Here is an 18,942-nt window from a genome sequence, read left to right as displayed (position 1 = left end):
TCAGAGAACTGACTATGCCCTTATTCAATCCTACAGTTTTAGTGACGGGCGGTGCGGGTTATATCGGCTCCCATACTGTCTTGGCGCTTAAACAAAAAGGATACAACATTGTTGTCTTAGATAATCTTGTCTATGGCCACCGGGATCTGGTTGAGTCAGTGCTTGGAGTCGAGTTGGTTGTCGGTGATATCAATGACTATCCTCTACTTGTTAAGCTTTTTAGAAAATATCCAATTTCAGCCGTTATTCACTTTGCCGCGTATGCATACGTGGGTGAATCGGTTGTAAATCCTCAAAGATATTACCGAAACAATGTTGTAGGTACTCTGACACTCTTAGAAGCGATGGTTGCTTGCCGCGTTAATAAGATTGTCTTTTCTTCTACCTGTGCCACCTATGGCATTCCTGATAGCAACCCTATCTCTGAAGATCAGCTACAAAGACCGATCAATCCATACGGTGCTAGTAAACTCGCGGTAGAGCGAATCCTTCAAGACTTTTATACGGCTTATCAGTTTCAATCGGTTACCTTCCGCTATTTCAATGCTGCTGGCGCAGACCCCGAAGGTCGGATAGGTGAAGATCACACGCCTGAGCCGCATCTCATTCCTTTAATTTTTTACACCGCTCTCGGAAAACGCGACTATATCAATATACTCGGCACTGATTATCCTACGCCGGATGGTACCTGCATTCGTGACTATATACACGTTAGCGATCTGGCTGAGGCTCATATTTTAGGGTTGGAGCATCTCCTAAGCGGGGGTGAAACCAACCTTTTTAATCTGGGCAACGGCAGCGGTTTTTCTGTGCGAGAAGTAATTGACACCGCCTGCTCAGTAACAGGAAAAGACATGGCCGTTATTGAAAGTGGCCGTCGCCTTGGCGACCCACCGATTTTGGTAGGCGGTAGTGAAAAAGCAAGACGTGTCTTGGGCTGGCAACCGCAGTATAGCGATTTGCACAAGATTCTCAGCGATGCCTGGCAGTGGCATCAAAAACGACACGGCACAGACGGCGTATTAAGAGACAGCGCCCTAAAAGACGGTTTCTCAAAAATGACGATGCTTGCTGCCGATTGTGGAATAGAGGTTCACGTATAAGCTCAGCAGGCATTCCTCCTTAAAAGCAGCAGGGCACAAAGGCACTTATGAAAATCCTTCAGGTCATTCCCTCATTGAGCCCGCAGCTAGGTGGACCGACTCAGGCAGTGATAGGACTCAGCCAGAGTTTGCAGGCAATGGGCGCAGATATTCAGATCTTAACGACTAATGACAACGGCAATCAGCCTCTCGACGTACCGCTTCATCAGTTAGTGGCTTACCAGGATATTCCAACCACTTTTTTACCCTGTACGCTTCGCGCTAAAGAATTTATCTATTCAAAGGCGCTAGATAGCTGGCATCGGGCGAATCTTGGGAAATTTGATCTGGTGCATACCCACTATCTCTTCTCCTATCTGCCTAGCTGGACAGCGCGCGCGGCGCGGCAGCGAAAGATTCCCTATCTTATGCGGCCACTAGGTCAGCTGACGCCTTGGGCGCTATCTCAAAGTGTACGAAAGAAGAAATTATATGCAGCGCTACTTGAGCGCCGTAACTTGCAGTATGCCGCTGCTATTCACTGTACCTCTCCAGAAGAGACGGTAGATGTCTCACAGTTCGGTATTCGGACGCCTGCTGTCTCTATTCCGTTGGGCGTTGCTATTCCTGAGAAGATTCAGAATGCCAAGGAGAGGCTACACGGGGCCTACGATATTCCTGAAGATGTGCCGATTGTCCTTTTTCTCTCACGTCTGCACCCTAAAAAGCAGCCTGAGGTGCTGATAAGGGCTATTAGCCACTTATTAAAGAGACAGCCCTGTCATGTTATCTTCGCAGGCACCGGTCAGTCTCAGTATCTAGAAAAGCTAAAAGCGCTAGTTAAAACACTCTCAATTGAAACACAGGTGACTTTTGCAGGGTTTGTGGCTGGCGATGACAAGCAACTACTGCTACAGGGTGCAGATGTGTTTGCTTTACCTTCCCATTCTGAAAACTTTGGGATTGCAGTTGCAGAAGCCTTAATTGCAGAGCTGCCGGTCGTGATCACACCCGGCATTCAAATTTCGGCAGAGATTGCAGCGGCGGCGGCTGGCATTGTGGTCGAAGCTGATGAGATGGCCTTCTCTGAAGCTCTCTACCAGGTGATATCACAGCCTGAGCTGCATCGTAAACTGTGCCAAAATGGTTTGAATTTAGCAAAGACTCGCTATTCTTGGAGGGTGATCGCTCAAGAAATCTCTCTCACTTACCAAAACATTTTATCAAACCCGTGATTGCCCTTTGCCTTTGGACATAGGCTGCGTCAGCCAATAGGCGCTCAATTTTCGCTAGGCTAAGGGCAGCTCTGTACGCAAGCTTGCTCTGTGCCTATTCTTACCCCCATTCACGATTGGTTTGCCCGACAAAACTGGGAGCCAATTGCCTTTCAGCAAAAGACCTGGGATGCCTATTTGACTGCTAAGAACGGCATTATTCAGGTGCCGACAGGGTCGGGGAAAACCTACGGAGCGGTGATGGGGCCAGTGGCCCAAATGCTGGCTGAGGTGAATGCGGGTAAGTCGCTTAGCGGGTTACGGCTGCTGTATATTACGCCTTTGCGATCGCTCTCCCGCGACATCGAAGCGTCAATTCGGCGACCGATTGAAGAGATGGGCTGGCCAATTGCGGTAGAGTCGCGCACGGGAGACACCAAGTCTTCGGTGAAGAACCGGCAGGTGAAGAAGATGCCGCAGATTTTGATCACAACACCTGAATCACTAGCGGTATTGCTCTCTTACAAAAATTCGGCTAAGCGCTTTAGCTCACTGCGCTGCGTGATCTTAGACGAGTGGCACGAGCTGATGTCTTCTAAGCGCGGAACGCAGACAGAGCTGTGTATGTCGCGCTTACGGCAGCTGAATCCGGCGGTGCAGACCTGGGCAATTTCAGCGACGCTGGGAAATTTGCAGGAGGCAGCTGAGGCGGCGACAGGAACGACCAGCCATCCGGCAATCATTCAGTCAAACATTCAGCGGCAGACGGTGATTACCAGCGTGCTGCCCGAGTCAGTAGATTCGTTTCCTTGGGCAGGGCATTTGGGGCTGCGAATGTTTGAGGCGCTGGTAGCGGCGCTAGATATCGCGAAGTCTACGCTGATTTTTGTGAATACGCGATCGCAGGCCGAACGGTGGTTTCAAGCCCTGACCTTTTCGATGCCCGACCACGAGCAGCAGATTGCTCTGCACCACGGCTCAATTGATTTTGATACCCGGCAGGCGATTGAAGCGGGGATTAAATCTGGCAGTATTAAGTGGGTAGTCTGTACCTCTTCTCTGGACCTGGGCGTAGATTTTCAGCCGGTAGAGCGCATTGTCCAAATCGGCAGCGCTAAAAACCTGGCGCGGCTTTTGCAGCGAGCCGGTCGCTCGGCTCATCTGCCGGGGGGCACTTCTGAAGTGTTCTTTCTACCGACGAATGCGCTAGAACTTTTGGAGATATCGGCCTTTCGTCGGGGACTAGCAGCCGGTCAGATAGAGTCTCGTCATACCTTAGACAAGCCCTATGATGTGTTAATTCAACATTTAGTGACGCTAGCCTGCGGCGATGGGTTCGGCGCTAAAGAGACTTTTGAGGCAGTGAAAAAAACGTTCTCCTACCGAGATCTATCGCAGGCAGAATTTGACTGGATGCTAGACTTTTTGCAGAACGGCGGCAAATGCCTGAAGGCGTATCCCCGCTATCAGAAGCTGATCTTAGAAGATGGCTTATATACGATCTCTACGCCGCAGATATCTCGAATGCACAAGCTAAGCATTGGTACGATTACGGGCAATCAGCAGGTAAAGATTGCCTATGCCAAGGGCAGCCGAATCGGCACAGTAGAAGAGAACTTTGTATCGCGGTTAAAAAAGGGAGACGTGTTCTTTTTTGCAGGGCGACAGCTAGAATATTTCCAGATGAAGGATATGACCCTGTATGTGAAGAATGCGAAGAAAAAGTCTAGCGTGGTGCCCGTTTGGAGCGGCGGGCATCTTGCAATTTCAGATTGTTTGAGCCAGTACATACGAGAAGAAATCACTCAGGCGAAGGAAGGGAATGTAAGCCCTGAGATAGCGTGCATCATGCCAATTTTGGCAGCGCAGGATCGGGTTTCGCATTTGCCAGGAGCCGATCAGTTTTTAGTGGAGTGCTGTCAGACGCGAGAGGGACAGCACCTGTATGTATACCCGTTTGAAGGGCGCAATGTGCATGAGGGACTGGGCTTTTTGTGGGCATATCGATTTTCGCAGCTGGCAAAGGCGACCTTCACGGTGTCGGTAAATGACTATGGGTTTGAGATTTTAGCGCCGAAGGACTATCCGTTTACGAAGCTGTTTGATCAACAGTTTTTCTCTACGCGAAATCTGTATGAGGAAATAAAAGAGAGCTTAAATATCTCTGAGCTAACGCAGCGCCGGTTTAGAGGGATTGCTCAGGTAGCAGGACTGGTTTTTAAGGGGTATCCGGGCTCAAAGAAGACAGCCAATCAGGTGCAGATTAGTTCGTCGCTGATCTACGAGGTCTTTAGTAAGTATGAGCCGGAGAACTTGCTGCTGCAACAGGCAGAGCGAGAGGTGATTGATTTTCAGATGGAGACGCCGAGATTGACAGCGGCGCTGAAGCGAATGCGATCGCTAGAGCTAATTTGGCAGGAGATTAAGCGACCTTCGCCTTTGGGTTTTCCACTCTTAGTAGAGCGGCTGAGTTCGCGGCTGACCAATGAGAGCTTGCGCGATCGCATCGAACGCCTCAAAAAACAGTGGGATAAGTAGCGGCAAGAAGTCAAAATGCTATGATTAATGAATGCGCTCTGAGCCTGGATTTAGCCGCTGCCTAACTGCCTGAGGTAAAATTATGAAAGCTGCTACTAGATCAACCTCTACTCGGGTCGAGATTGCCAGAGGCGACGTTCTCACTATTCAGCAGGGTAGAACTTGGGCACAGTTCAAGCACCTGCAAAAGGGATTTGACAATAGCCGAGGTATCCGGCTGTTCTATCCATACAAAAACACTGCGCTTCGATAAATCAGAAGCACAGTGCTAGGAATCAGAAGACAGAGGTTTCAGATCTAGAGACAGTTAATCAGCGTTTAGTGTCTAGACCTCGAAGCTTTTAGATTGCGCACCAGCCGCTGGCGCCGCTTAGTGGTGCGGCGAAATGTCGGTAAGCCAATACTGACCATGCCTAGCAGCCCTAACGGAGCCCGCCGCGACACTTGCGAAAGTCTCGTCTGAGGAGCCGTCTCAGCCTGCTCAGCAGGAGTCACTTGCCGGTAGTCACCACCCACAAGAGACAATAGCCCGATCACAATAAATGAACTCAGGTGATTGAGAGACTTGTCAAGCTTGGCAGCGGGGGCGGCGGCATGGGTGCTGTAAGTTGCAACAATAAACCAAACAAAGATGCCTACCGCAACCAACAGCGCCAGGATGTTGACAATGGGCGTATTAGCAAACGTGTAAATTGCGCCCTCAGTAGGGCCGTCAGCTGCCGCATTAAACTCTTCTATCGTTGAAAACGGACTGGTCATAGTGCCTCCTTTATAGCTGTGGGCTCGCTTGTGGAACCGGCGTGGCAGGCATCGTCGGAATGCCGCCGTTTTTCTCAGAGATAAGCGGATATTCGGGATAGCCTCCTATGCCGAACTCTGTGAGATCGAGTCCGCCAATCTCTTCTTCAGGAGAGACCCTGAGCATCCCCAATTGCTTGAGCACAAAGCTGACGCCATACCCGGGAATAAAACCCAAGATAATCGTGCAGACGGCAGTGCCCACTAGCTGACCCAAGAAGCCAGTCAGCGGAATGCCCTCTCCCTGCGGATAGCCCGAAGCCATCACCCCGACAGTCATCGCACCGAACAGCCCGCAGTAACCATGCACCGCAAAAGCGCCAACCGCGTCATCAATGCCCGCCTTTTCAACCGCGTTACCCACAAAGGGCATGGTGTAAGCGCCGATAAACGCAATCAGAATGATCATTGCCGGACTGTAGAGGTCTAGCCCCGCGCCCACCGAGATAATGCCTGCGAGCCCGCCCGAAATGGTGTAAAAGGGATCTGCCTTGGAAGAAATGTAAGACCCGATAATCCCGGCGCACAGCGCGAGCGTTGTATTGACGCCGACAGAAGCGAGCGTCATCGGCGTGCCGTAAATACTGATCTCGCCCGTTTGACCCGGTACAAAAATCACGCAGGCCGCCAGGAAAGCATAGAACCCGACAAAAATCAGCATCAGGCCGATCATAGTCAGCGGCAGGTTGTGCGGCAAAATCGCCCTTGGCCGGCCATTCTCATCAAACTTGCCAATGCGTGGCCCCAGGTTGATCAAAACGCCCAGTGCAAAGAAGCCCGCGACGCCGTGGAGAACGGCTGAGCAACCAAAGTCGTGATAGCCAAACTGCGTTAGGAACCAGCCGTAAGGATTCCACCCCCAGGCAGCGGCAACTACCCAGGTAAAGGAACCCAACACAACAGCCAGAATGGCATAGGCACCGACTTTGATCCGCTCAATCACCGCACCGGAGAGAATCGAGGCGGTCGTCATCGCAAACAGGGCAAAGGCAAACCAGAAGACACCTGTGAGATTATCGGCGACGTTTGGCCCCAGCGCCGGAGACCAGGGGTAAGAAGCCTGAACAAGACCCAACACTTCACCGACGACGCCTTCAGAATTAGGATCTGTCCAGGGGCCGACAATGCCGCCCTGCAGGGGAAACAGCGGAAAAGCGTTGTAAACCCACCAGCCAAAGAAGAAGAAGGTAAGACCGACGATTGACAGGGTCAATAAGTTCTTGATCATAGTGGCCAGAACGTTTTTGGCCCGAGATGCGCCGCCTTCGTAGGCCAAAAAGCCCACGTGGATCAGCAGCATAAAAACAGAAGCCCAGTAGTAGTAGGATTCCGAGACGAAAGTTGCTAGAAACTCTTGCGATTCGGGAGTCATAGACGGCTCCGGTAGGTGAGATAGGGAGAACAGTTAGGCATATAGTATGCCTGTTGCAAATTCAGCAGCCGAAAAACACCCGCGATGAACGCTGCTTATTTCGAGGTGATGTTTTTTAGTGAAAACCTTGTTATCACAGGATTTTGATCAACTTCAAAACCTGTTGGACGCTGATTGGCTTGTTATGTCAAGAGTATGCAATGCCTAGCGGGCATGAACTGTATTCATCAATACTGAAAAGTGATTCTGAGGCGAGATTTTTTCAGTTTAATTACGCAAGCGCTGCTTTAAGGCCGACTTTTTTTATGAACCTGTCTACATCTGTGCGGGCCAGGTGAAGGTCTACGACGGGCACACCGCTAGGGGCATGTCGCCAGATGATAATCGCGATATCTGCCACCTGAGCGTAGCTGATGGGGGGCGATCGCCACAACGCTCAGCCAATCATATGCCCTGACCTCAATTCGCGCCCGGTCTAGCGCGGCCATGCCCAGCGGCAGCAGACCCGCAGGTTTGCCTGCTTTCATCAATAAGTCCCAAAGCTGAGCGCCATAGCCCGGATCAACAAATAGCTCGTAGCCCAGTTCGCCCGTGTAGCCGGTGCGCGATAGTGCATCAGGCCAAAGCAAAAGACAATTCCATCATCCACAATGCCGCCGTGCGGGTTGAGCAGACAGCCGTAGGCCGATTGCCCCGCCGCCAGCTTCTCCACATTGCGCGAAAAAGCATACTGCAACAGCGCCAGCGCGTCGATACCCGTCACCTCAAACTTGCGCAGCGCCGAGAGATCCATCAGCGCCGCCCGCTGCCTGATCGCCCAATATTCGGCCTGATCGCCCTGATGGGCAAAGCTGCTGGGCACCCAAAAGCTGCCGTAATCACTGAGATGGTCTGTGAGCTGACGAATGCTCGGGGTAAACGCGCTATCTTGCGTCAGCCGCAGCGGTAAGTCTGCTGCCACCCTTCGGCCCATCGCCCGCTCAAAAGACTGGTCTGCTGCGTAAACGCGAATATGAATGGGCGTCGGCTGCCAGCCGTTGGCCGAATCAATCTCAATCCGATACTCAGCGACAACCGTCCCCAAGGCAGCCGGAATCTCTATCTCCCTAGTCGCAACAGGCATGTTTATTCACAGAGGGCGGTACGTCGTTGGCCGGGTTTTCATCAAAGAAATTCAGCGGCTTTAGCATGAAGCCAATCGTCGCGACCGGCATCACCGGCCAGTCTTCAGCGCGGGGAGAGTGACTGTGAGCAAAGGTATACCACACCACGACATCGGTTTCTTCAACCGAGCGGTTGTCTTGAGTCCAGTGGGGCAGACCGGCCCCACCCGGGTTTTGGTTGGGGTAGTCGCCCGCCGGATATCTTTCGTCAGCGCTGTAGGGCGTCACCCAGAGATGTTTAGTCATGTAGGCTGCCCTTTTCGTAATGCTGGCATCGGGGCGAGCGAGTGGCAGCGTATTCTCCCCTGGCATCAGCTTGTAGGCAGTGGGGTAGCCCATCGCATTCGTCTTCTCTGAGTTGACAATCTTCCAATAGCGCCCTTTCATCGGGTCAATCAGCCGCTGAGCGGATTGCTCTGTCGGCAGCAGAGTAGATTTGGCGTAGAAGGCATTGCCGTAAGGGTTGTCGTCGCCCTCTGCGGGCACAATGTCTACTTCATAAACAGAATTGTTGGCACCGTCAACGCACATATCCATCCGCACATTAAAAATGTGTTGGTGAATCGGGGCGCTGAGCTGCGGGGCAACTAGCGTGCCGTACTTGGGTACTTCACCAGGCATGACAGCGGCGGTGCTGACGACACCGGTCAGCTTCACCTCGTATTGAATGGTGCCGTCTTGATAGAAGTACCAGTAAAAGCCGTATTCATAGTTGCCGACGGTGGCGATAAAAGAGATCACCAAGCGACGCGATCGCCTCACTTCAGTCTGCTCGGTGCGCCAGTCCATATGCTTCCACAAAATGCCAAAGTCTTCTTCATGCAGGCAGATGGCATTCTCGATTTTGACGACTTCGCCCCGAGAGTCGGTGATAAAGCCGTCAAAATAATAAATCTCTCCCAGGCAGTCGCAGCCTAGCGTCAAAGAGTTAGCCAGTGAACCAATGCCGTATTCGCCCACGTCAAAGGCATTTTTACGGTAGTGATGCGCCTGCGGATCGCCATAGGGCACGGTCATCTCCGCCAGCGAAGCCCGATAGAAAATGGGCCGGTCTTCTCCCTGATCGCTATAGGTAACGTTATAAAGCACCAGCCCTTCACGCGGGTTAAAGCCAATGCGAACCTTCCACTTTTGCCAGGCAATCTCGTGATCATTGACGGTAAAGCTCGGGCCTTCTGGCTGGACAATCTCTAGCGGCTTCAGGTCTTGCCGGTAGTTTTTCACATATTCAGGGGTGTAGTTGCCGTCTTTGGGCGGTAGCGGCACCACACCATAGTCTTCAACCCGGATCACCTCCATTTTGTTCAGGTCTACCACCGGAATCACGCCCTCAATAGGCCGGGCATAGCCGTGGTCGGTGGGGTTTGCCCTGACCCAGCACAAAGCTCTAGAGAGCCGAACGCCTTCGTCTTCTCTAATGCCGTAGTGACCGGCTGACCAGGGATCGACCATGACCAGATCGGGGTCGGTGATGCCGCGCTTGGCGATCGCTGCCTGAAACTCCGGACTCGCCTTAACCGCCGCCTCACACTCGATAAATTCATCGAGCATAATCGGCGGCTGCACATCGGGAATGTACTCCCAAGATTTCACAGTGCGATCGCTCAGGGAGACCACCGCTTCAAAGGTTTCCGCCGTTGCGTTATCAAGCAACACGATAAAGGCTTCTCTCTCTATGCGATCGCCCGGCATAAAGCTCAGCACGGTTTCTTTTGCCGGTTCATTCAGTGTTACCGTCGCAAACCGCACACTAGCAGTTAGAGACTTTTGCTCACGCACAATGGCAACCGCCGCTGTAATCTCTTTAGGCGTCAGTGGCTCTAAAGCATGGCTGACGGTCGTGGTTGGTGCAACTCTTTCTTTAGCAAGGGTCATGAATCATTCTCCTGATATCTTTTACCTCTCTTGCGAGAGAAATCGTCTAGTTTTCCTGAGTCTGTCTTCCTAAGCAGTCGTTCCAGCCATGGCGGGTCGCTTCGCAGGGGCTTCAGCTTCTTCCATCTCTTCTAAAAGAGTTTGAGCTAGCCTACGCTTGTCTTCAGCGCTCATTTTCTTCAGCTCATTGTGCAGCACCCGCTCATTGACAGACTGATTCCAATAGTCAAGGCTCTCAAACCCGAGCAGCGCCGATTTGCCGACAAACTGCCGCAGAATCTCGTTGGTCGGCCCCATCACCCAGCCCGCCTTCCCATCTCGCAGGTAGCGCTCTATTTCCATATCTTTTTTAAAGCCGGAGCCACCGCAGGCGTGCAGCATTTTGTCGCATACGTGAGCCACGTTTTTTGCCGCTGAAAACTTAATTTGCCAGTACCAGTGCAAGTTTGCCGAGCGCGGTAGCGCTGCAGTGTCAGCATGAATAGACCAGTCGCAGCCATTTGTTAGCTGATCCATCAGCTGCCCCATCGAAAAGGTATACATTCGGCAGGCGCTGGTGTCGATAATTGCTTCGCCGAAGTAGTCTTGAATGGTGGGGTAGTCGGCGACTCGCATGCCGACATCTACATGCTTTTTACGGGTGACGTGCTTTTTGGCAATGTCCACAGCGCCCATCGCAATGCCGTTCCAACAGGCTGAAGAACATAACAAAAAGAACGGATCGACAATCTCGTCGTTAGAAGCTGTCCCGTCGCCCGAGGGGCCAACCATGCGCTGCGCCGGAATCACGACACCATCGACCAGCAGCGTCCCTGACTGATTGCCTCGCAGACCCAGCGCGTCCCACTTATGTGGCTCCGCCTGAACTTCGCTTTTGTAGATTAAAAAACAGGAGAGATCGGAATAGTCTCCGTCGAAGTCAGGGCTGGTTGTTTGCACAATGTACCAGTCCGCAAAGCCCGCTGAGGTTGTCCAAGAGGCCCGCTTAAACACCTGCCAGCCTTCGGCAGTCTCTTCAGCCCGAGAGGAGACCGGATACCAGAAGTGAGAGCCGGTTTCCGGGTCAGAGTAAGACAGGGTACCAATCGCAACGTCTTTATCCAGCCGCTGTAACAGCGTTTGCAGTTCTGCATTGTCATGGGCCCGAAACAGAGCCGCCGCGACTGCCCCTAAGTGCATGGTGTAGCACATCGCCGTGCTCGGACAGCCATAGCGGGCGATCGTTTCCACGACCATAGCGGCGCAGACGTGGTTTTCGCCCAAGCCGCCCCACTCTGTGGGAACGAGCAAGCCGAGTAAGCCAATAGAGGCGAGGGCTTTAAAGTTCTCTTGCGGGTAAATGAGATTGCGGTCGGAGGCGATCGCATTCGGTCTCAGCACTCTGGCACACAGGTCAATTAACCTGGCCTGAAGCTCTCTCTGCGAGGGCGTCAGCAGCCACTGCGGGTCAAAGTCTTCGCTTAAGCCACCAAAAGATTCACTGCTAATTCTGTCAGTTGTCGTTGTCATCATTGAGGGAGATAAGTGGCTAAATTAGGAAGATTGTGGCTGGTCGAAAGCTCAGGCAAGAACAGCCGCTGAGCTAGCCAAGGGATCAGCGCAGTAGTCAGCTAAATGAGGACTGCGACCCCCCGCTTTCTGCCAGAGAATTGGGAAGAAGCTCTCATCCATTTCGGTGCTGCCCAGACGCTTGTAGCGCCCGTAGATGTAGCCCGCCTGATTGGTCGGGTGAAACCGCGCCGTCTCTCCTCGAAACAGCGGCTCCATCCGACTTGCTAGCCGCTGAGCAAAATCGGCTGGGACAAAGTTTTCTACGATTAAGAACCCGTCTGTCTGAAACTGCCGAATTTGCGTTTGAGAAAGGCAAATTGGCTGATAGTTCATGATATGCAATCCCTCTTTTGAGCCCTACTGAGCGAGCCATTCAGTTGACAAAACAGAGCTGACCGCTTCTACTTGTCATAATAAGTTTCTATCCATAAGAAAATGTGTTCTTCGTTACCCTTAGTGCAATCTGAAGAATTATTAACCGTTCAGTCAGGGCATCTCAACATTGTGGCAAGCGACTTTGATGCCCGCCCCATGAGCTACGTCACTAACGACGGATACCGCACCGGCTATGAGCCTGAGCTAGCCTGTCTGATCTGCCAGCATCTCGGTCTCACTCCGGTTTGGCACAATTTGCCGATGGCCGATTTTTACACTTGCTTAGAGACCGGCCAGTACGACGCGGTCTGGTTTAACCAGGCCATCACCCCCGAGCGCCAGCAGCGGGTGACCTTCACCAGGCCCTATGGACTTTTCGATGAGGCCGTTTTGGTCAAAAATATCAGCCCCATTGCTTCACCTGCGGATCTGGCTGGAAAACGGGTGGGCGGGTTAGCCGACAGCACTAATATTGCCTTGGTCGAAAGCTTTTCTGGCGCTGAAGCAGTGCCTTACCCGGGCAGCGATAAAGTGCTGCCCGAAATGCTGATGGCGCTCAGGGCCGAAGAAATCGACGCCCTAATAGACGATGAATTAGTGCTGCTAGTGGCGGCAGCAGAAGATCCTAGTTTGCGGTTGGCCTTTAGTCTGCCAACTCAAGTCCCCTTTGCGGTGGGGCTCTCCAAAGACCGTCAGGCTCTATTAGCAGCCTTAGATACCGCGCTTTCTACGCTGATCGCTGACGGGTCTGTCGCTCAGCTTTGGGCAAAGTGGATTCCGTGGAAACCATTTCCATTCTCGTAACCATTCTCGTAACTTTGGATACAAACTTGTTATAACGGGTTGGCTTTACTGAGAGAGAACTGTTCAACAATTCGGAGATCCAACTGTGACTGGAGTTCTCACGCGAGCTGACGCCTCAACGAACGTCTCGACAGATCTGGAGGCTTATGTTCGTGCGCCAGGGCGAGATGAGCTAGTCAGGCAGGTACGTGCCAAGATCGACGAGCTGGGCGTTCAATATATTTACTATCAGTTTATCTCTATTACCGGCAAAATCACGGGTAAAGGGGTGCCCGCTGACCATTGGGAAACCATGGCCGAGGGCGGCATTCAGCTTGTGTATGGAGCAACGGTAAACCTGGCGATCAACCGTCAGCAGCAGTATTTGGGCTATGGGCCGGAGTCGGCTGAGCTGGTGGCGATTCCCGACCCGGATACCTTCTGTCAATTGCCCTGGGATAAGCGGGTGGCCAGGGTTTACTGTGTGTGTTTTCGCAACCGCGAAGAAGAAGAGAATCCGGGGGCTTTTCTCACCTCAGACTGTCGCGGCAATCTCATGCGCCTTCACGCGGAGTTTCAGCAAAAGCATGGGCTTCAGCTTCGTCACGGCTGCGAACCAGAAATGATGTGGCTGAAAAAAGGGCCAGATGGTAAGCCCGATGGCGGCGTTACTAAGCCCAACTGCTATCACATCGATCAGTTTGAAGAGTTGCGGCCTGTCTTTTTGCGGGTGATCGAATACAGCCGGGCGATGGGGCTCGATATGATTCAGGGCGACCATGAGGACGCGCCCGGTCAGCTAGAGCTGAACTTTATGTATGACGATGCGTTGCGGACGTGCGATCGCCTCACCACCTACCGGCAAATCTGCGCCCAGGTCGCCCGCGAGTTCAACCTGATCGCCTGCTTCATGTCCAAACCCTTCCTCGGCGTGTCGGCCTCAGGCTGTCACTACAATCTCTCCTTGTGGAAAGGCGGCGATACCACCGTCAAATCTTTTGGCATGGAAAGCCTGCCCGGTCTAGAAGGTAACTATACCTATCATAAAGGCGGCGAAAATACCTTTATGCCGGTAAAAGGAGACTCTCCGAGAATACCCGGGCCGGTGGGACTGAACTGCATTGGCGGCGTGATCGAACACTTGGGCGCGCTGACGGCTGTAGGCTGTTCCACTGTGAATTCATATCGCCGCCTGTGGGATGCTGGCTTTTGGGCACCGGTTTACTCCGACTGGGGCTATCAAAACCGTACCTGCGGACTAAGAGTCTCTGCGCCCGGTCGATTTGAATATCGCGCCGTCGATTCGATGGTGAATCCTTACCTGATGGCGGCAGCGATGCTTAAAGCTTTTGACGACGGACTCAGCCGCGATCTCGATCCGGGTGAGCCGGAGCAGCGCAACATCTATGAAGCGATGGAAAAAGGCAAGGAAGTGAAAAAGCTACCGATGTCTTTAGGAGAAGCGCTGGATCGGCTGGCTGATGACGACGTGATTCAATCAGCGATGCCCGGAGAAATGTACCGGCTGTTCGACGAATACAAGCGCGACGAATGGATCAGATTTTTGGCAACGACCAGCAACTGGGATGCCGAAAACTACATGCACTGCCTACCTTAAGGATCGAGGATTAAATAGTTGGTCCAATTTGAGAGGAACTAGCCAAGGCGGTGTAATTCCATTGGGGTAAGACGTCATCGAAAACAACTTGAATGTTGGCTTTGAGTTCATCGGTGGCTTTCTTGCCGGTCTCATAGACTCGGTCGAGGACGGTTGTAAAGACACTCAATCCGGTTGCTGTGGTAGCCGTTGCCATCAAGTCTTTGACGGTATCAACGGTATCGAAAATGACACCCTGTGTCGCCCGCGTTAGATGCGGAAACAATCGATGTTCGATGGGGTTGTACTTGGAGGTATACGGGCGCTCGCGGCCTATACGAATTTCCTGACAAAGATGTTTCTGTGTATAAAATAGGACTACCGTTTGCGCTAATGCCCGTCATGTTCGGCGTCGAAAACACCCTGCTTTATATCCCTAATGGGTTGTTCGCGGACACCTTTGACGGGTTTCCCACGCTGATTAGCCCGATTATTGGGCTGATTGTATTTATGACCGTTTCGATTCGGACATATGTCCCGGTTCCTGTTGAGATGTATGAAAGGGAGAGAGTTTTGACTCGTTCATAGAGGCCCAACGGTACCGCTAATAGCTATAGCTTCCGGCAGTTTGTATGCTCCAACTTTGTATGCTCCAACACAGAGCGGGAGGCAGATGTATAGCGTTGGTCACTTGGCTTGAATACAGCAACGCAGGCAAAACCTTTGCATAACCACAGGCCAAGTGACTCGCGTTACCCGTAGGCGCAGCCTTCTCTCCGAGTATGCATCCGGGTAACGCTATAAATCCCGAGTGTTTCATCGGGGGGCTTACGGAACTGCCGTCAGCTGAGTTTGATTGTTTTTTACTGGGGAAGCCTAGTGAATAACGTTAAGCAGGCGCTATGCAAACTCTTTCTACATCGTCTTTCTTTAGCTCGCCGTCTAAGTCTCAGCCGCTGATTGTCCGCGCTCGCAGCATCGCGATCATGACGCTGGTCATTGGGACAATTCACTACGGGTTAGCGACGCTGGCTCAGTCTGTTTCCTTTGAAAGCGGGGCATCTGCCATCTGGCCTTCCTCAGGCTTCTACCTGGGGGCAATCATGCTGTTTGGCCCGCGTCTGTGGCTCCCTATTCTACTGAGCGAACTATTTGCTAATGCACTGCTGTTCTACCCAAACGCACCGGCTACAATCATTGGCATTTCTGCAATTAGTACCGTCGAGCCACTGGTGACTGCCTGGCTGATCAGTCGATTTATCGGTAAGCGCGATTTGTTTGGGCGATCGCTGTACGTTTTCAAGTTTCTCATGCTGATCGTCCCCAGCCCTTTAGTGACGACCAGTTTGGCAGTTGTCGTGCTCTGCGCAACCGGTCAAGCACCCTGGGAATATTACGTACCGATCTGGCAAACCTGGTCTATTAGCGTGATTACCGGCAGGCTGATTGTGACGCCCGCTGTTCTAGCTTGGGCCAACTATCCCTGGTCACAGATCAGGTTTAAGATCCGCAGCGCGATTGAATTTGTCAGCCTGATTGTGTGCCTGGTCATCATCAGTAAATATGCCTTCTTGGGCAACCCGGTGGAGTACATGATGCTCCCGCTGCTGCTGTGGGTGGCTTTTCGCTTTAGCGCCCTGGAGGCTACCTTTTTGGTGGTGACGATTTCGGCGATCGCCGTCGTTAGCACCGCGCTCGGCTTTGGCTCATTTGTCAAACCCACCATCCCAGAATCGCTGCTGCTGCTGCAGTCTTTTGTCTGTGTGATTGCGCTCACCACCTATTTTCTGCTCGCCGTCTTAAACGAAAACCGCCGAGCCGAACGCCGACTTAAAAGCGCTAATGAAGACCTGGAGCATCGCGTTACCGAACGCACTGCCCAACTCAACCAGGCCAAAGAGCTAGCCGATACCGCTAACCAGGCCAAGAGCGAATTTTTGGCGAATATGAGCCACGAATTGCGCACGCCGCTCAACGGCATTTTGGGCTATGCCCAGATTTTGCAGCGCAATGAACCGCTTACCAGCACAGGCCGAACGGGTGTAGACGTGATTCAGCAATGCGGCTCACACTTGCTGACCTTGATCAACGATGTGCTCGATCTCTCAAAAATCGAAGCCCGTAAGCTAGAGCTGCAGCCAGCCCCCTTTCATCTGCCCTCCTTTTTACAGAGCGTCGTTGAAATCAACCGTATTCGCGCCGAACAGAAGGGGATTGCCTTTGAGTTTCAGGCCGATACTGCGCTCCCAGAGGGCGTTTATGCCGATGAGAAGCGGCTACGCCAGGTGCTGATCAATTTGCTAGGCAATGCGATTAAGTTTACTGAGCGTGGCGGCGTCACGCTCAAAATAGAACCTGTCGACGACAAAGTACGCTTTGAGATTATCGATACCGGCGTGGGCATGACACCCGAACAGGTTGAAAAAATCTTTTTGCCCTTTGAGCAGGTCGGCGATACCAAAAAGCAGTCTGAGGGCACTGGCTTAGGGCTGGCCATTACTCACAAAATCGTGGCGCTGATGGCGAGTGAAGTCGCAGTCGAAAGCGTCGCCGGGCAGGGCAGCCGGTTTTCTTTTGAAGTGGAGCTACCTGCTGCCGAAAACTGGGCCGAGACGGCCAGAGCGACGGGTCAAGGGACTATCACTGGCTACGAGGGTGAGCGTAAGCAAGTACTGGTCATCGACGATCGCTGGGAAAATCGCTCGGTGCTGAAAAATTTGCTGGAGCCTATCGGTTTTACCATCGCTGAAGCTAGCAATGGCGCGGAAGGCTTTGAGCTAGCTGTGAGTACCCATCCCGATCTGATTATTACTGACCTGATGATGCCGGTGATGGATGGCTTTGAATTTATGCAAAAGCTGCGATCGCAGCCTAGCACCGCTCACTGTAGCGTAGTGGTCTCTTCTGCCAGCGTTTTTGAAATTGACCGTCATAAGAGTATCGAAGCGGGCGGCAACGACTTTTTAGCTAAGCCCGTTCATGCTGATGTGCTTTTAGAGATTATGCAAAAGCATCTAGCGCTTGAGTGGATCTATCAGCCCTCTGCCTCCAATGAGGGTCCCGTTACCGTTGAACCGCCTGACCCGGAAATTTTGCAGCAGCTATCTGCACTCGCCCAAGACGGTGAGCTAGATGACATGGTTGCCATTGCGCAAAAGTTACAAGTAGGCAACACCGCAGGCTTTGCTCAAGTAGTCATAAGGCTTGCCGAGGCTTGCGAAGTCGTGAAGCTCCGCGCCTTTATTCAGCAATTTGCTAACTAGTCTTAAAAGAAGCGCCATGTACTGTACATTACAACCTTTCATACTGCTGGTAGACGATAACCCCAACAACCTATCGGTACTCTCTCAAACCTTAAAGACAGCGGGCTATAAGATTCGGATGGCGGTCGATGGCGAAGATGCCCTATCTCAGGTAGCGCGCGCCCGCCCCGAGCTGATTTTGCTCGACGTGCAAATGCCCAAGATAGACGGATTTGAAACCTGTCGTCGCCTGCAGGCAAACCCCGAGACAGAAGGGATTCCGGTCATTTTTATGACGGCCCTTTCTGACGCTGGCAATAAAGTGAAAGGACTTTCTCTCGGCGCGGTTGATTACATCACTAAGCCATTTGAATATGAGGAGGTACTCGCGCGAGTGAGGGTGCACTGGCGGCTAAAGCAACTTACCGAAGCGCTCGAACAGCAGGTTGCCGAACGCTCCCAGGCCCTACAACAGGCCCAGGTACAGTTGGTACAGCGGGAGAAGCTTTCGGCGTTAGGAGAGATTGTGGCAGGCGTTGCCCACGAAATCAACAATCCGGTTGGCTGTGTGGTCGGCAATATCAGCGCAGTGCAGACATATTTCGACGATCTGCTGCAAATTATCGATCTCTACAGTGCCGCTTTTCCTCAGCCTGGCCCCGCCATAGAAGCGGCCATAGAAGAGATCGATCTGGACTATATCCGCGACGACCTGCCTAAAATGATCACAGCCATGAGAGATGGGGGCGATCGCATCAAAACCATCAGCCGCAGCCTGCGCAACTTCTCGCGCGCTGATACCGATATACCGCAGCCTTTTGACCTGCACGAAGGACTCGACAGTACGCTGCTGATTTTGCGTCACCGGCTCAAAGCCAATGGCAGCCGCCCCGATATAGAAATTGTCACTGACTATGGCGAACTGCCCCTGGTTCAGTGCTTTCCAGGTCAGCTCAATCAGGTGTTTATGAATATTTTAGCGAATGCCATTGATGCGCTGGATGACGCTAGTCAGGGGCGTAGTCTGGCTGAGAGAGAGGCGAGTCCTAGTCGCATTACCCTTCGCACCCGCGTTGAGAACGAGCAGGTAAAGGTGGCGATCACCGACAATGGCCCTGGCATTCCCGAATCTGTCAGAGCCCGCATCTTCGACCACTTGTTTACGACCAAAGGCGTTGGCAAAGGCACCGGGCTCGGGCTGGCGATCACGCATCAAATTATCGTCGAGAAACACAGCGGTACAATTGAAGTCGCCTCCACGCCTAGCAGCGGCACCGAGTTTATCTTGATGCTGCCGATTGCTTCAAAAGCCGATGCTGATGAGTGATGGGGTGTCCGCTGTTTGAGAGGAT

General features: G+C 52.5%; 16 protein-coding genes. 8 read left to right on the top strand and 8 right to left on the bottom strand.

All coding sequences use genetic code 11. The annotated features are described in order from the left end of the window. Nucleotides 1-14 precede the first annotated feature (14 nt). From galE to CKL79_RS00950, 3 genes are all read left to right on the top strand, one after another. Nucleotides 15-1,103, top strand: coding sequence for a UDP-glucose 4-epimerase GalE (galE, locus tag CKL79_RS00960; protein WP_121967705.1), 1,089 nt, complete (start codon nucleotides 15-17; stop codon nucleotides 1,101-1,103). A 47-nt stretch (nucleotides 1,104-1,150) separates the two neighbouring features. Beyond that, entirely contained in the window at nucleotides 1,151-2,317 is a 1,167-nt protein-coding gene (locus CKL79_RS00955; protein ID WP_121967704.1) for a glycosyltransferase, read from the top strand. Between the two features lie 90 nt (nucleotides 2,318-2,407). Continuing rightward, entirely contained in the window at nucleotides 2,408-4,834 is a 2,427-nt protein-coding gene (locus CKL79_RS00950) for a ligase-associated DNA damage response DEXH box helicase (protein WP_121967703.1), read from the top strand. Nucleotides 4,835-5,152: 318 nt separating this feature from the next. On the opposite strand, the gene CKL79_RS00945 is transcribed toward CKL79_RS00950, so the two are convergent. The 7 genes from CKL79_RS00945 to CKL79_RS00920 all read right to left on the bottom strand — a co-directional run bounded on the left by CKL79_RS00945 (nucleotide 5,153) and on the right by CKL79_RS00920 (nucleotide 11,926). Beyond that, nucleotides 5,153-5,593: a hypothetical protein gene (locus tag CKL79_RS00945; RefSeq protein WP_121967702.1), complete on the bottom strand. Its 441-nt coding sequence runs from the start codon at nucleotides 5,591-5,593 to the stop codon at nucleotides 5,153-5,155. A gap of 10 nt (nucleotides 5,594-5,603) precedes the next feature. Continuing rightward, the gene (locus tag CKL79_RS00940) at nucleotides 5,604-7,004 is read right to left on the bottom strand and encodes an ammonium transporter (RefSeq protein ID WP_121967701.1); all 1,401 of its coding nucleotides are present in this window, start codon (nucleotides 7,002-7,004) and stop codon (nucleotides 5,604-5,606) included. Nucleotides 7,005-7,363: 359 nt separating this feature from the next. Then, on the bottom strand, nucleotides 7,364-7,633 hold the full coding sequence (locus CKL79_RS23705) for a hypothetical protein (protein ID WP_240518576.1): 270 nt from the start codon (nucleotides 7,631-7,633) through the stop codon (nucleotides 7,364-7,366). Further along, nucleotides 7,531-8,127, bottom strand: coding sequence for a hypothetical protein (locus tag CKL79_RS00935; RefSeq protein ID WP_240518575.1), 597 nt, complete (start codon nucleotides 8,125-8,127; stop codon nucleotides 7,531-7,533). The genes CKL79_RS23705 and CKL79_RS00935 overlap by 103 nt, the downstream gene beginning before the upstream one ends. Further along, on the bottom strand, nucleotides 8,111-10,042 hold the full coding sequence (locus CKL79_RS00930) for a primary-amine oxidase (RefSeq protein ID WP_121967700.1): 1,932 nt from the start codon (nucleotides 10,040-10,042) through the stop codon (nucleotides 8,111-8,113). The genes CKL79_RS00935 and CKL79_RS00930 overlap by 17 nt, the downstream gene beginning before the upstream one ends. 69 nt (nucleotides 10,043-10,111) lie before the next feature. Next, complete coding sequence (locus tag CKL79_RS00925) at nucleotides 10,112-11,554, bottom strand: acyl-CoA dehydrogenase family protein (protein WP_240518574.1); 1,443 nt, start codon at nucleotides 11,552-11,554, stop codon at nucleotides 10,112-10,114. Nucleotides 11,555-11,602: 48 nt separating this feature from the next. Further along, complete coding sequence (locus CKL79_RS00920; RefSeq protein WP_121967699.1) at nucleotides 11,603-11,926, bottom strand: hypothetical protein; 324 nt, start codon at nucleotides 11,924-11,926, stop codon at nucleotides 11,603-11,605. A gap of 102 nt (nucleotides 11,927-12,028) precedes the next feature. On the opposite strand from CKL79_RS00920, the gene CKL79_RS00915 reads away from it, so the two are divergent. Further along, nucleotides 12,029-12,772, top strand: a complete 744-nt coding sequence (locus CKL79_RS00915; protein WP_121967698.1) for an ABC transporter substrate-binding protein — start codon at nucleotides 12,029-12,031, stop codon at nucleotides 12,770-12,772. 85 nt (nucleotides 12,773-12,857) lie between these two features. Continuing rightward, nucleotides 12,858-14,369, top strand: coding sequence for a glutamine synthetase family protein (locus CKL79_RS00910; protein WP_121967697.1), 1,512 nt, complete (start codon nucleotides 12,858-12,860; stop codon nucleotides 14,367-14,369). A gap of 10 nt (nucleotides 14,370-14,379) precedes the next feature. Here CKL79_RS00910 and CKL79_RS00905 read toward each other — a convergent pair whose 3' ends face one another. Beyond that, a complete protein-coding gene (locus CKL79_RS00905; RefSeq protein WP_276298776.1) occupies nucleotides 14,380-14,685 on the bottom strand; it encodes a hypothetical protein in 306 nt (101 codons plus the stop codon). A 26-nt stretch (nucleotides 14,686-14,711) separates the two neighbouring features. On the opposite strand from CKL79_RS00905, the gene CKL79_RS00900 reads away from it, so the two are divergent. The 3 genes from CKL79_RS00900 to CKL79_RS00890 all read left to right on the top strand — a co-directional run bounded on the left by CKL79_RS00900 (nucleotide 14,712) and on the right by CKL79_RS00890 (nucleotide 18,917). Further along, on the top strand, nucleotides 14,712-14,936 hold the full coding sequence (locus tag CKL79_RS00900) for a hypothetical protein (protein ID WP_141242129.1): 225 nt from the start codon (nucleotides 14,712-14,714) through the stop codon (nucleotides 14,934-14,936). Nucleotides 14,937-15,250: 314 nt separating this feature from the next. Beyond that, nucleotides 15,251-17,611 carry an MASE1 domain-containing protein gene (locus CKL79_RS00895; protein ID WP_121967694.1) on the top strand — a complete coding sequence of 787 codons (2,361 nt, stop codon included), beginning with the start codon at nucleotides 15,251-15,253 and terminating at the stop codon, nucleotides 17,609-17,611. A gap of 16 nt (nucleotides 17,612-17,627) precedes the next feature. Beyond that, the gene (locus CKL79_RS00890) at nucleotides 17,628-18,917 is read left to right on the top strand and encodes a response regulator (protein ID WP_121967693.1); all 1,290 of its coding nucleotides are present in this window, start codon (nucleotides 17,628-17,630) and stop codon (nucleotides 18,915-18,917) included. Nucleotides 18,918-18,942 lie beyond the last annotated feature (25 nt).

The organism is Leptolyngbya sp. BC1307, assembly GCF_002286735.1.
Classification (GTDB): Bacteria; Cyanobacteriota; Cyanobacteriia; order Phormidesmidales; family Phormidesmidaceae; genus Phormidesmis.
The sequence above is the reverse complement of the archived record's forward strand: the minus strand, read 5'-3'. Positions and strand labels throughout refer to the sequence as shown.

Bases quoted from the DNA above. Each gene is read 5' to 3' on its own strand.
- galE (WP_121967705.1), top strand. From the start codon at position 15: ATGCCCTTATTCAATCCTACAGTTTTAGTGACGGGCGGTGCGGGTTAT.
- CKL79_RS00955 (WP_121967704.1), top strand. From the start codon at position 1,151: ATGAAAATCCTTCAGGTCATTCCCTCATTGAGCCCGCAGCTAGGTGGA.
- CKL79_RS00945 (WP_121967702.1), bottom strand. From the start codon at position 5,593: ATGACCAGTCCGTTTTCAACGATAGAAGAGTTTAATGCGGCAGCTGAC.
- CKL79_RS00940 (WP_121967701.1), bottom strand. From the start codon at position 7,004: ATGACTCCCGAATCGCAAGAGTTTCTAGCAACTTTCGTCTCGGAATCC.
- CKL79_RS00935 (WP_240518575.1), bottom strand. From the start codon at position 8,127: ATGCCTGTTGCGACTAGGGAGATAGAGATTCCGGCTGCCTTGGGGACG.
- CKL79_RS00930 (WP_121967700.1), bottom strand. From the start codon at position 10,042: ATGACCCTTGCTAAAGAAAGAGTTGCACCAACCACGACCGTCAGCCAT.
- CKL79_RS00925 (WP_240518574.1), bottom strand. From the start codon at position 11,554: ATGATGACAACGACAACTGACAGAATTAGCAGTGAATCTTTTGGTGGC.
- CKL79_RS00920 (WP_121967699.1), bottom strand. From the start codon at position 11,926: ATGAACTATCAGCCAATTTGCCTTTCTCAAACGCAAATTCGGCAGTTT.
- CKL79_RS00915 (WP_121967698.1), top strand. From the start codon at position 12,029: ATGTGTTCTTCGTTACCCTTAGTGCAATCTGAAGAATTATTAACCGTT.
- CKL79_RS00895 (WP_121967694.1), top strand. From the start codon at position 15,251: ATGCAAACTCTTTCTACATCGTCTTTCTTTAGCTCGCCGTCTAAGTCT.
- CKL79_RS00890 (WP_121967693.1), top strand. From the start codon at position 17,628: ATGTACTGTACATTACAACCTTTCATACTGCTGGTAGACGATAACCCC.